At 66.2% G+C, this 13068-nt stretch carries 12 protein-coding genes; 3 read left to right on the forward strand and 9 right to left on the reverse strand.

The window, feature by feature from the left end:
* Positions 1-101 precede the first annotated feature (101 nt).
* From OG716_RS28695 to OG716_RS28710, 4 genes are all read right to left on the reverse strand, one after another.
* Positions 102-953: an MlaE family ABC transporter permease gene (locus OG716_RS28695; protein ID WP_405133705.1), complete on the reverse strand. Its 852-nt coding sequence runs from the start codon at positions 951-953 to the stop codon at positions 102-104.
* Between the two features lie 4 nt (positions 954-957).
* The gene (locus OG716_RS28700) at positions 958-1722 is read right to left on the reverse strand and encodes an ABC transporter permease (RefSeq protein WP_327143450.1); all 765 of its coding nucleotides are present in this window, start codon (positions 1720-1722) and stop codon (positions 958-960) included.
* A gap of 302 nt (positions 1723-2024) precedes the next feature.
* Positions 2025-2927, reverse strand: coding sequence for a 3-oxoacyl-ACP reductase (locus OG716_RS28705; RefSeq protein WP_405133706.1), 903 nt, complete (start codon positions 2925-2927; stop codon positions 2025-2027).
* Positions 2928-2972: 45 nt separating this feature from the next.
* Positions 2973-3161, reverse strand: a complete 189-nt coding sequence (locus OG716_RS28710) for a ferredoxin (protein WP_327143448.1) — start codon at positions 3159-3161, stop codon at positions 2973-2975.
* A gap of 263 nt (positions 3162-3424) precedes the next feature.
* Here OG716_RS28710 and OG716_RS28715 point away from each other — a divergent pair, with 263 nt between their 5' ends.
* Both OG716_RS28715 and OG716_RS28720 read left to right on the forward strand, forming a co-directional pair.
* Positions 3425-4612, forward strand: coding sequence for an acyl-CoA dehydrogenase family protein (locus OG716_RS28715; protein WP_405133707.1), 1188 nt, complete (start codon positions 3425-3427; stop codon positions 4610-4612).
* A 96-nt stretch (positions 4613-4708) separates the two neighbouring features.
* Positions 4709-5830, forward strand: a complete 1122-nt coding sequence (locus OG716_RS28720) for an acyl-CoA dehydrogenase family protein (protein ID WP_405133708.1) — start codon at positions 4709-4711, stop codon at positions 5828-5830.
* Between the two features lie 342 nt (positions 5831-6172).
* Here OG716_RS28720 and OG716_RS28725 read toward each other — a convergent pair whose 3' ends face one another.
* Positions 6173-6868, reverse strand: coding sequence for a maleylpyruvate isomerase family mycothiol-dependent enzyme (locus OG716_RS28725; protein ID WP_405133709.1), 696 nt, complete (start codon positions 6866-6868; stop codon positions 6173-6175).
* Positions 6869-6938: 70 nt separating this feature from the next.
* Positions 6939-8135 carry a glycosyltransferase gene (locus OG716_RS28730; RefSeq protein WP_405133710.1) on the reverse strand — a complete coding sequence of 399 codons (1197 nt, stop codon included), beginning with the start codon at positions 8133-8135 and terminating at the stop codon, positions 6939-6941.
* A 143-nt stretch (positions 8136-8278) separates the two neighbouring features.
* On the opposite strand from OG716_RS28730, the gene OG716_RS28735 reads away from it, so the two are divergent.
* Positions 8279-8698 carry a VOC family protein gene (locus OG716_RS28735; RefSeq protein WP_405133711.1) on the forward strand — a complete coding sequence of 140 codons (420 nt, stop codon included), beginning with the start codon at positions 8279-8281 and terminating at the stop codon, positions 8696-8698.
* Positions 8699-8922: 224 nt separating this feature from the next.
* On the opposite strand, the gene OG716_RS28740 is transcribed toward OG716_RS28735, so the two are convergent.
* The 3 genes from OG716_RS28740 to OG716_RS28750 form a co-directional block, all read right to left on the reverse strand.
* Complete coding sequence (locus tag OG716_RS28740; protein WP_405133712.1) at positions 8923-9918, reverse strand: sigma-70 family RNA polymerase sigma factor; 996 nt, start codon at positions 9916-9918, stop codon at positions 8923-8925.
* Positions 9919-10163: 245 nt separating this feature from the next.
* On the reverse strand, positions 10164-11810 hold the full coding sequence (locus tag OG716_RS28745; RefSeq protein ID WP_405133713.1) for an acyl-CoA synthetase: 1647 nt from the start codon (positions 11808-11810) through the stop codon (positions 10164-10166).
* Between the two features lie 173 nt (positions 11811-11983).
* Complete coding sequence (locus OG716_RS28750; RefSeq protein ID WP_355123969.1) at positions 11984-13021, reverse strand: LLM class F420-dependent oxidoreductase; 1038 nt, start codon at positions 13019-13021, stop codon at positions 11984-11986.
* Positions 13022-13068: the final 47 nt, after the last annotated feature.

The raw sequence follows: 13068 nt of genomic DNA on the forward strand, positions 1-13068 counted from the left end.
CCCAGGGTTGTTCGAGAGGCCGTTTGGGCCTTGGCTTTTCGACGAAGGGCGCGCCGATCGGGCTCGCTACCCCGTCATGTTGAGTCACCATGTGTCGTTGCCTACCCGGAGAGGTGGAAATTGCCGGACGTGCCATAGATGGCAAGGGAGATCAGCAGCGTCACCATGACGACCGCGACCAGCGAGGAACGGACCGCATTACCCACCGCGACGCCCACACCGACGGGTCCGCCGGAAGCGTGGAAGCCGTAGTAGGTGTGGATCAGCATGACCGCGATGGCCATGAAGATCGCCTGGGCGAACGACCACAGAATATCGCTGGGGATCAGGAATGTATCGAAGTAGTGGTCGTACACACCGGCGGACTGTCCGTAGATCACCACTGTCGCAAAACGACTGGCGATGAAGGATGCGATGACGGCCAGCGAGTACAGCGGGATGATCGCGAGCATGCCCGCCAGCAGGCGGGTACCGACGAGGAACGGCACCGGCCGGATGGCCATGACCTCCAGCGCGTCGATCTCTTCCGAGACCCGCATCGCGCCGAGCTGTGCGGTGGTACCCGCGCCGAGCGTGGCCGCCAGGCCGATGCCCGAAATGACCGGCGCCGCAATGCGAACATTGATGAACGCCGCGAAGAAGCCGGTGAGCGCCTCGACACCGATATTTCCGAGCGAGCTGTAGCCCTGCACCGCGATGGTGCCACCGGCGGCCAGGGTCAGGAAGCCGACGATGATGACGGTGCCGCCGATGACGGCCAATGCACCTGTGCCCATCGAGATCTCGGCGATGAGCCGGATGGTCTCGGTTCGATAGTGCACCAGCGCCTTGGGAACCGAGGCCAGCGACCGCGCGTAGAAGACCGCTTGATTGCCGACGGAATCCAGACCGTCGGTCGTACGCCGCATGCGCCGCATGACCTTCGGGAAACGAGAGTTGATCACGAATGCCATGTGATCACCTTGCCGTGAACTTGATGCCAACAGCGGTTACCACCACGTTGATAACGAAAAGGGCCATGAAGGAGAAGACGACGGTCTGGTTCACCGCATCGCCCACACTCTTCGGCCCGCCTTTGACATTCAGCCCCAGATAACAGGCGACCAGTCCGGCGACGAGACCGAACAGGGTGGCCTTCACCTCCGAGATGACCATCTCGGGCAAATGGGTCAGCAGCGTGATGCCGTTGACGAACGCGCCCGGATTGACCCCCTGCAGGTACACCGAGAAGAAGAAGCCGCCGAGGATGCCGATGGTGCACACCAGGCCGTTCAGCAGCATGGCCACGAACATGGAGGCGAGCACGCGCGGAACCACCAGGCGCTGAATCGGATCGATGCCCAGAACCTTCATCGCGTCGATTTCTTCGCGAATGGTTCGGGCGCCGAGATCCGCGCAGATGGCGGTCGCGCCGGCACCGGCCACGATGAGCACGGTGACCATGGGACCGACCTGGGTCACAGCACCGAACGCCGCGCCCGCGCCGGCGAGGTCACCCGCACCGATTTCGCGAAGCAGGATGTTGAGCGTGAACTGCACCAGGACGGTGAAAGGAATGGCCACCAACAGAGTTGGGACCATCGAGACGCTGGCGACAAACCAGGATTGATCGACGAATTCGCGTCGCTGGAATGGTGGCCGTACCAAGGCGCGAGCAACAGCGCCGGCGAGTTCGAAGAACCCACCCACTGCCCGCAACGGTACGGCGAGGACATCATTCATTCCTGCGATTCCTCCTGCCCCTGCCTAGCTATAGCACCCGAGATCTGAATGTGATCTCGGTCCCGCCCGAAGATTAGAACACGTTCCAGTGCCCTCCGGGAAGGGTTCGACGGTTTTGAACAGGTCATCTTTCTGAACTGCTGTCCAGTTTCGAGAACATGTTCACCCCGTGAGGACTACCACAGCCGTGCCGCCTTTGTGAGGCGCCACACATAGATGATCCCCATTCCTACCAATGATTGATCGCGTGATCAACCTGGACGCGGGGGCGAAACCCCCCGCGACCGGGAGAAGGGGTTGAACTAGCCGAGATCCATCAGCGCCGACGCCGAAAATGTGGCGCCGGAAGGACGTTCGGCGAAATACCCGCCCAGGGTGGCTGCCAGACCTTCGCGGGTCCACTCCCCCTCGGCGTCGAAACGCTGCTCCACGATGGGGGCGGCCATGAGCGCCACCATGGGGCCGTACACCACGAACAGCTGCCCACTGACCGCCGCGGCGGCCGGTGCGGCCAGGAAGGCCACCAGCCGTGCCACGTGATCAGGGGAGAGCGGATCCGGCCCCTCTTCGGGAGCTGCCGAGAAGACCTTTTCGGTCATCGAGGTCCGGGCGCGCGGTGCGATCGCATTGGCGGTGACGCCGAAGGCCGACAGCGCACGCGACGCCGACAGCGTCAGTGCGGTGATACCGGCCTTGGCCGCGCCGTAATTGGCCTGGCCCGCCGGGCCGAGCAGTCCGGCCTCGGACGAGGTGTTCACGATGCGGCCGTAGACCGGCGCGCCCGCCTCCTTCGACTTGGCCCGCCAGTACGCGCCCGCATTGCGGGTGAGCAGGAAGTGCCCGCGCAGATGCACCGCGATGACGGCGTCGAAATCCTCGTCGGACATGTTGAACAGCATCTTGTCCCGGGTGATACCGGCATTGTTGACGATGATGTCCAGCCCGCCGAAGGTTTCCTCGGCGGTCTGCAGCAGCGCGTCGGCGGTGGACCGCTCGGCAATGCTGCCCGCGACGAATTCGGCCTTGGCGCCGAGCGCGCGAATATCGGCGAGGGTTGCGCTGACCGCGTCGTTCTCGGCAAGGTCGTTCACAATGACCGAAGCGCCGGCCCGGGCCAGCTCGAGGGCTTCGGCCCGGCCCAGCCCGGCACCAGCGCCGGTGACGATGGCCACTCGGCCGGCAAGACTCACATCAGTTTCGCTCACCGGGCCGACTCTAGAACGTGTTACACCTAGCGAGCAAGGCCGGGTTCAGACCAGCTTCAAAGCGGCCTTGGGGCACTGCGCGACCGCCGTCTTCACATCGTCCTCATCACCCGGGGCCACCTCGGCGCCGATGATGTGCAGGACGTCGTCATCATCGAGTTCGAACACGTCGGGAGCGATTCCGACACAGATTCCGTTCGCCTCGCACTGGTCGAGATCAACAGTGACCTTCATAGCCAACTCCTTTGCCACAACAGTGGGCCGAGCCTAACAACACCAGCCCCACAGGGATAGCAAGCGCGGCCTTACAACCACCTGATACTGGAACATGTTTCAGTCCATATGCAATGATCGGACCAGCCCAAAGGTTCGTGGCCCGTCTCGTTCTGGACTGAGTGGAGCGGGGGGAGCGAAGCGGAGGAGCGGAGGGAGGGAAGAACGAGACCTCCAGGGCCGCGAACCCGCCGTGCCGCAGGCGCGGCAGAAAGGAAACAGCTATGCGGATCGCATACACGCCGCAACAGGAACAGCTTCGTGCTGAGCTGCGTGAGTATTTCGCCAAACTGATCACCCCGGAACGTCGAGCGGCGCTGTCGGCTCAGACCGGCGAGTACGGCGAAGGCAACGTCTACCGCGAGGTCGTCGCAGAGATGGGCCGCGACGGCTGGCTCGCGCTCGGCTGGCCCAAGGAGTACGGCGGCCAGGACCGGCCCACCATGGATCAGTTGATCTTCACCGACGAGGCCGCCATCGCCGGCGCCCCGGTGCCGTTCCTGACCATCAACTCCGTCGCGCCGACGATCATGCACTACGGCACCGAAGAGCAGAAGAAGTTCTTCCTGCCCAAGATCGCCGCAGGTCAGCTGCACTTCGCCATCGGCTATTCGGAGCCGGGCGCGGGCACCGACCTCGCCTCACTGCGCACCGGCGCGGTCCGCGACGGTGACGAGTGGATCATCAACGGCCAGAAGATGTGGACCTCCCTCATCGCCTACGCCGATTACATCTGGCTCGCCGCCCGCACCGATCCGAATGCCAAGAAGCACAAGGGCATTTCGATGTTCATCCTGCCGACCACGGCGGAGGGCTTCTCCTGGACGCCGGTGCACACCATGGCCGGTCCGGACACCAGCGCCACCTACTACCAGGATGTGCGGGTCAAGCACTCCGACATGGTCGGGCCGGAAAACGGCGGCTGGTCGCTGATCACCAATCAGCTCAACCACGAGCGGGTCGCGCTGACTTCCGCCGCACCGCTCACCCTCGCGGTCGACCAGGTCACCGAATGGGCGCGGAACACCAAGAACTCCAACGGTTCCCGCGTCATCGACCAGGAGTGGGTACAGATTTTGCTGGCCCGCACGCACGCCAAGGTCGAATACCTGAAGCTGATGAACTGGGAGCTCGCCTCCGGCGCCGACGCGGGCGCCGCGCCGCGCCCGTGGAACGCCTCCACCTGCAAGGTGTACGGCACCGAACTGTCCACCGAGGTATACCGCGCCCTCATGGAGGTGCTCGGGCCGCAGGGCTACCTGCGCCAGGATTCCGCCGGTGCGCAGCTGCGCGGCCGCATGGAGCGTATGCACCGCGCCTGCCTGATCCTCACCTTCGGCGGCGGCACCAACGAGGTGCAGCGCGACATCATCGCCATGACCGCCCTCAAGCAGCCGGCCGCCGCGCGCTAGCAGCATCCATCAGCGATGTGAGCGGGCCCTGCGTGGTTACGCAAGCCGCCGCCTCCGGGCCTGACCCTCACATCGCGCGAAATCGAGGTAACCATCATGGATTTCACTCTCACCGAGGCGCAGCAGGATCTGGCCCGCCTGACCGCCGAGGTCACCGGCAAGCTCGTCACCGCCGACCGGCTGCGCGAACTCGACAAGAACACCGACGCCGCCGGAACCACCACGCTGCGCTTCGACGAATCGCTCTGGAGCTCACTCGCCGAGACCGGCGTGCTGGCAGCGGCCCTGCCGGAAACGGCGGACGGCAGCGGTTTCGGCGTGCTCGAGCAGACGTCGATCCTGCGGGAACTCGGCAAGTCCGTCGCCCCCGTGCCGTACCTGTGGTCGATCGTGCTCGGCGCGGGCGCGCTGGCGCAGTTCGGCACCGAGGCCCAGCGGGCCCTGGCCGCACAGGCCGGCACCGGCGACCTCATCCTCACCGCGGCACTGACCGAAGAGCGGAACTGGGAGCCGGCCAAGCCGGTCACCACCGCCTCGGACAATGGCGGCTGGCAGCTCACCGGGCTCAAGACCACCGTGCCGTTCGCCCGGCAGGCGGCGCGAATCCTGGTGTCCGCCAGCGTCGACGGCTCCCCCGCCGTCTTCCTGGTCGACCCGGCGCACGCCTCGGTCCGTATCGCGGACCAGATCGTCACCGACCGCACCCCCGAGGCCGAGATCGAATTCGCCGGTACCCCAGCCGAATTGGTCGGCACCCTGGAGCAGGGCGCCGAAATTCTGAACTGGCTGCTGGAACGGGCCTGGCTGGGCCTGGCCGCCCTGCAGCTCGGCACCCTCGAGAAGGGCCTCGAGCTGGTCGCGGACTACGCCCGCGAGCGCGAGCAGTTCAGTAGGAAGATCGGCAGCTTCCAGGCCGTGGCCCAGCGCCTCGCCGATGCCTACATCGACGTCCAGGGCGTGCGCCTGGCCGTCCAGCAGGCCGCCTGGCTGCTGTCGGAGGGCCTGCCCGCCACCGCGGAAGTCCACACCGCCAAGTTCTGGGCCGCCGATGCCGGTCACCGCGTCGCCCACACCGTCGTGCACGTGCACGGCGGCGTCGGCATCGACCGCGATCACATCGTCAACCAGTACTTCACCGCCGCCAAGCACAACGAATTCGCCCTCGGCGGCGCGCACGACCACCTGCGCGCCCTCGGCGGCCTGCTCGCCGCCAACTGACCGGCGACCGCACCGCACGACGAATACCCAAGGGCGGCGGCACCATTCGGTGCCGCCGCCTTTGCCGTCGGTCGACCCTGGTCACTGGAAATGAATTCCGCGCGCGGACATTCGACAGTGGGAAAGAGCCGTCCGCATTTCCTTCCGCGCGCGGAATTTCTCCGAGCTCCGGAAAAGAACATACGACGGGCACCCCATCATCCCGACCACAAGCACCCTGTCATCCCAGCGTGCTTGTGACCGGGATCCACAGCGACTCAGCCGGTTCCGATAGATCCCGGCCAAGAGCATGCCGGGATTACGGGAGGCACCTCGGACTGATGGGCGGCCGAACCCGGCGGCTCAGGGCACCAGCGGGCCCGCCAGTACGCGCTCGCCGGCGGTGCGGTCGCCGCCCCAGGTGAGGGCCGGGCCGGTGGGGGGCTTGCGCTGCCAGAGGGCGAGCAGCAGATCCGATGCGGCGCCGGAGATTTCGGCGACGGGTTCGCCGGGGCCGTAGATCCAGCTCTCGGCGATATCGGTGGCGCGGATGTGCAGTGCCACCTCCGGCTCGGTGGCCAGGCCGCGTTTGATCATGCGGGGGGCGAAGAGTTCGAAGACCTCGGTGATGCCGTCGACGGCCAGATCGGTGTCGAACGGGTCGGCCGGGCCGAACGTATTCTGTCCGTCCCACAGGTGCATGAGGGTCTCGTGGGCGCGGCGGCGGCGCCAGAAGGCGACGGTGCGGGGCATGGTGCTGGAGAAAGTCCACGCCTCTCGGTCCGGTTCCCCGGACAACACCGCGACCATCGCGTCGGCGGTCTCGTCATACCATTCACGCAGGGCGGCAGCCTCTTTCGGGGCGGACTCGACCTGCCGGTCCCCGCGCAGCTCGCTGACCGCGGTCACCACCCACAGATTGCCGTTGCCGACATGGTCGGCGAGGTCGTAGAAGGTCCAATCGCCGCAGGACGGAACCGGCGCCCCGAGATCGGTATCCACGGTGATGAGATCGCCGAAAGCAGTCAACTTCGCGCAGAGCAGAGCCAGGTAGTCCATGCCTGTCACGGTAAACCGGACAGGCCCGGGGCACACGCCGGGGCGCGAACCCCCGCGTGTTCCCGGGAGATCAGGATTCCATCTCGCGGACCGGGAAGATGCGCTCGAACACCGGGTCGGGGTGATCGGGTGAGGGCTCCAACTCGTTCATGAGCAGATCGCTCATGGCATCGCGGCGCAGCACCCGGCCCAGCTCGGCGGCGGCGCGATAGTACGCGGGCGTGCGCAGTACGCGCCGGACCGCGGCGGTGATCTGCTGCGGAGATGCGGTGCGGGACAGCGTGATTCCGGCACGGTGCGCCCGCACCCGGGCGGCATTGTCGGCGTGGTCGCGACCGTGCGGCAGCAGTACCACCGGCAGGTCGGCGGCGAAGGCCTTGACCAGGGTGCCGTGCCCGCCGTGCGTGATCACCAGACTGGCGTGCCGCATGAGCTCCTGATGCGGGGCCGCGGCCAGCACCTGCACATTCACCGGTGCGGTGATATCGGCGGGATCGACGGCGGGCCCGGTCGTCACGATGGCACGCACCGGGAGCCGGCCGAGCGCATCGGCGATCCGCTGCAGACATTCGCTCTGCCGCTGCGCGGTGGTGGACAGCGACACCAGCACCAGCGGATCGCCGCCTTCCGGCAGGACCCATTCCGCATCCCGGGTCCAGAACGGATCGTCCAGGATCGGGCCGACACAGCGCACGCCGTTCGGCCGCTGCGCCGGGAAATCGAAAGCCGCACTGGACAATACGAGCTGCCGGTGCGCCAGCTGCACCTGATCCTGATAGTGCGCCAGCCGCTCCAGGCCGAAATCCGCGCGTAGCGCGTTGAGTTGCGGCAGCAGTTCCTGATCCCAGCGGCGCTGCACCATAGAACCGACCACCCGGTCCCGCCAGCGGCCGACCGGGCCGTCTGCGCGACCGAATCCAGTGCCCGGCGGCGGACCGCCCTCCACGGGCAATGGATAGATACCCGGAATCAGCACCATGAACGGCAGCTCGCGGGCCTGCGCGGCCACCATCGCCCCGAAGGCGAAATAGGAGGCGAGCACCAGATCAGGCCGCTCCCCGTCGATTTCGGCGACGGTATCGCGGGCGAATCCGGCCCCGGCCCGCGAACGCAGCCGCGCCCCCGTCGCCGTCACCTCCGCGGCCAGGGACTCCTCGGCGAGCACGGTGACCCGATGCCCGCGGTCCACGAGCCTGCGCACCACGCCCAGCTCCGGCGGCACGGTCCCGCCACTGCCGGTGAGGGCGACCAGGTAGCTGTATTTCATCGGGCACCTCCTCCCCCGCCACTCTGTCACGGTCGGCGGGCCCGCGACTTCCCGATGACCGAATGATGTGTCACAGACCACACCGATGAGTTTTCGGAGGCGGGCCCGTCCTCACCTATGACACTCACGAGAGGACGAACGCCATGGCCAGCAAGATGATCTTCATCAACCTTCCCGTCGCCGAACTGGAACGCTCCAAGAGCTTCTACGAGGCCCTGGGCTGGAAGGTGAATCAGCAGTACACCGACGGCAATGCGGCGTGCATCGTGGTCGACGACAACATCTGCCTGATGCTGCTGTCCAAGGATTTCTTCACCTCCTTCACCGACCGTGCCATCGGCGACGCCAGGACCACCGTGAACAGCCTCTACGCCGTATCCCTCGCCAGCCCCGCGGAAGTGGACACGCTCGTCGACGCCGCGGTCGCGGCCGGCGGCACCGAGGAGGTCAATGCCGACAAGCGCGCGCAGGAGACCCAGGTCGGCATGCACGGCCGCACCTTCATCGATCCCGACGGCCACCAGTGGGAGCCCTTCCACATGGCCTACCCCGGCGCCAACTGAGGCTCGAAAACCCCACTGAAGCTCGAAAAACACACTGAAGCTCGAAAAACATACGCACCGCTGATGATTCAGCGGTCCTTCGTCATGTGCCGAGCCGGATGCGAACGGCCCGCCGGGACGTATCCCAGCGGGCCGTTCACGCATGTCGCAGCGCTGCGCCGGACCACCCCGGCGGGTACCTCGTGCGGTGCACAGAGCCACCTACGCGACGACGGGGTCCAGTTTTACCGCAGTTCCACCGGAAGTCCGAAAAGCGGGAACAGGCGGTCGGTATCCAAAAAGAAATTGAGGCCAGCGACCCGGTCGCCGTCGAGCTCGAGCACGGTGATCGACCACGGGGTCCACAGTCCCGGTTCGCCACTCGGCTTGTAGTGGCCGAAGGCCGGCAGGCCGTTCGCGCCCGCGAGCGGCACCATGCGGGAATCCCGGCACTCCTGACCGGTGCCGAGCATGAAGGCGGCCACATTCTCCGGCCCGGAGATCCACAGCGAGAGCGGCGGCATGGACAGTGCCACATCGGCTTTCAGCAGCTGGGTGAGCGCGTTCATATCGTAGGACTCGAAAGCGGCGACAAAATCATCGATGAGTTTGCGCTGCTGCTCATCGGTTTCGTCGTAGGCGCCGGAGACGGTGGCCACCTCCTGCGCCTTGGTCATGGTGGCCCGGGCGCGCTGCAGCGCGCTGTTCACCGAAGCCGGTGAGACATTGAGCATTTCGGCGGTCTCATTGGCCGAGAAACGCAATACCTCGCGCATGATCAGAATGGCGCGCTGGGTGGCGGGCAGGTGCTGCACGGCGGAGACGAAAGCCAGCCGCAGCGTGTCCTTGGCGCTGGCCGCCTCGGCCGGATCGGCGCCGAAGGCGAGCGCGTTCGGAATCGGTTCCACCCATACGTAATCCGGCTCCGGCGCGGGTAGCGGCGAATCCGGGGTGGAGGGACCGGACAGATCCATCGGACGGGCCCGCCGCTGCGGACCGTCGAGCATGTCCAGGCAGACATTGGTGGTGATCTTGTACAGCCACGACCGGACACTGGAGCGGCCCTCGAACGAGTCGTACGACTTCCACGCCCGCGTGAACGTCTCCTGCACCGCGTCCTCGGCCTCGAACGAGGAACCGAGCATTCGATACGCGTAGGCGCACAGCTCGCGCCGATGTCCCTCGAATGACCGCAATACGTCATCCGTGATGGTGGTGGACCGGCCGCCCGTCTCGCTCATGCAAAACACTCTTGCACAGGGCACCGACAAGAAATAGGCTCTCCGCCTCCCCGGAACTTTTGCCGAGCACTAGGTGGGCCGCCAGTTTCGTCGCGGACTTACGTTGCCGAGGTGGCTGGGTTCTGGACGTCCCCCACGAGTTACCCGACCATGCGGAAATCAGTCGTCACGTTGGCAATCACCCGCAACGACCGTGCCCGCCTGCCTCAGCAGGCGGGCACGGGAGCCTCAGTGACGTTCAAGCATCACTTGGTGGTCGGTGCGTGCGCGTGGTCATCTGCCTCGCGGGCCTCGGTCTGCGCCTGCGCCCACTTGTAGTCGGGCTTGCCGGCGGGCGAGCGCTTGATCTCGTCCACGTACCAGATGCTGCGCGGCATCTTGTAGGAGGAGATCTCCTGAACCAGGGTGGGGCGCAGCTCATCCAGGGTCGGGCGGTTCTCGCTGCGGCACTGCACCACCGCGACCACACGCTGTCCCCAGCGCTCGTCCGGCACGCCGACCACGAGCGCGTCGAAGATCTGCGGATGCGCCTTGAGCGCGCCCTCGACCTCTTCGGGGTAGATCTTCTCGCCGCCGGAGTTGATGCTGACGCTGCCGCGGCCGAGCATGGTGACGCTGCCGTCCTCCTCCACGCGGGCGAAGTCGCCCGGGATGGAGTAGCGAATCCCGTTGAACTCCTTGAACGTCGCCGCGGTCTTGACCGGGTCGTTGTAGTAGCCGAGCGGGATGTGGCCGGTGCGGGCGATCAGGCCGGTCTTGCCGGAGCCGGCCTCGATCTCATTGCCCTCGTCGTCGATCACCTTGGTGGAGGCGTCGATCTTCACGCGCGGGCCGCCGGTGTGGGTGGCGCCCTTGGAGGCGATGGACAGACCGCCGAAACCGGTCTCCGAGGAGCCGATGGAGTCGGTGATCATGGTCGTGGTCAGCAGCTCGATGAACTCGTCCTTGAGCGTGGGCGAGAACAGCGCGGCACTGGAGGCCATGGCCCATAGCTGCGCATGCTTGTACGGCTCACCGGTTTCCGGATTGCCGGTCTTGAGCGCGTCCAGCATCGGCCGCGCCATGGCGTCACCGGTGATGAAGATCAGGTTGACGTTGTGCTTGTCGATGGCCTGCCAGACACCATGCCCGCTGAACTCGGGCAGCATGATGGCCTTGCCGCCGTCGAAGAGGCTGTGGAACACCGCGGTCTGCGAGCCGCCGTGGATCAGCGGCGGGATCGGGTAGCGCACCAGCTGGCCGTTGCCGGCGCCGACCTTGGCCTGCTGCCATTCGTCCTCGATGCGGACGCCGGTGACGAAGTTGATGCCGCCGCCCAGCACGCGCCACCAGTCCTCGTGCCGCCACATGACGCCCTTGGGCAGACCGGTGGTGCCGCCGGTGTAGAGCATGAAGATGTCGTCGGCGGAACGCTCTTCGAAGTCGCGCACATCCGAGCTGGCCGCGAGGGCGGCCTCGTACTCGACAGCGCCGGGAGGCTTCGGCAGATCGGTGCCGTCCTCGACCGTCAGCACGGTCTCGATGGTCGGCACCTTGGGCAGCACATTGGCGATGCGCTCGCTGTAGCGGCGCTCGGCAATGATGGCGACCAGGTCCGAGTTCTCGAAGATGTACTGCAACTCGTTCTCGACGTACCGGTAGTTCACGTTGATCACCACCGCGCGGATCTTGAAGATCGCGACCATGGCCTCGACGGCCTCGATGGTGTTGCGCGCGTAGATGCCTACCTTGTCACCGGGCTGCACGCCCTGTTCCTGCAGGTAATGCGCCAACTGGTTGGTCCGCTTCTCGAACTCCGCGTACGTGAAGGAACGGGTGTCGTCCACCAGAGCTACGCGCTCCGGCATCAGATCGATGGCGTGCTCGACAAGGTCCGCTATGTTGTAGCTCACAGGTCGAAAATAGAACGTGTTCTCGCTTATCGCAAGGTGCGAGTTCCCGCTCATCAGACAATGCGGTGTGGCCCCCGCCACACCATACGCCCGAAATGCCCCGAATGCCTGCGGAGCAAGAACGGAACGAACCCGCCCGGCGGTGCCGAGCGGGCCCAATTCTGAAACAGGTTCTACGACTGGATGAGCGGCTTCAGCCGCTCGAACTGCCGCACATCCCGCACGCCGACCAGCAGCATGGTCACGCCGGCCTTCTCCCACACCGCCAGCTGCTCCCGCACGTGCGCCTCGTCGCCGATGATCGTGGTGTCCAGGATCAGCTCGTCGGGCACCGCGGCGGCGGCCTCGTCCTTGCGGCCGGTCCGGAACAGCCGGGTGATCTCGTCGACCTGCTCGCCGTAGCCCATCCGGCGGTACACCTCGGCATGGAAATTCATGTCCTCCGCGCCCATACCGCCGATGTAGAGGGCCATGAAGGGCCGCAGCCGGTCGAGTTCCGCCTTCGTATCGTCGGTCAAGATCACCTGCGCGGTCGCGGCGATTTCGAAGTCCGCCCGCGAACGCCGGGCACCGGCCCGCGCGAAGCCCTCGTCGAGCCACTGGTTGTACATATCCGCGAGTCGCGGGGTGTAGTAGATGGCCAGCCAGCCGTCGGCGATCTCCGCGGTCAGCGCCACATTCTTCGGACCCTCCGCGCCCAGCCAGATCGGCAGATCGGACCGCAGCGGGTGGGTGATCGACTTGAGCGGCTTGCCGAATCCCGTCGCGGTCGGACCGTTGAAGGGCAGCGGGAAGTGCGGTCCGTCGTTCTGGACCTTGCCTTCGCGAGCCAGCACCTGCCGGATCACGGACACGTATTCGCGGGTGCGCTGCAATGGCTTGGCAAACGACTGCCCGTACCACCCCTCCACCACCTGCGGCCCGGACACGCCGAGGCCCAGAATGTGCCGCCCGCCGCTGAGGTGATCCAGGGTCAGCGCCGCCATGGCGGTGGCGGTCGGCGTGCGTGCCGACATCTGCACCACCGAGGTGCCCAGCCGGACCCGGCTGGTGCTCGACCCCAGCCAGGCCAGCGGTGTGTAGGCATCCGAACCCCAGGATTCGGCGGTGAACACCGCGTCGAATCCGGCCTCTTCGGCGGCGGCAACCAACTCTGCGGTGTTCGTGGGCGGCTGCGCGCCCCAGTATCCGAGTTGCAACCCAAAGCGCATGTTCGGTTCCCTTCCCAAGTGGGCTCTTGCACCCTTCTTTAGAACCT

Source organism: Nocardia sp. NBC_01388, assembly GCF_045040085.1.
GTDB lineage: Bacteria > Actinomycetota > Actinomycetes > Mycobacteriales > Mycobacteriaceae > Nocardia.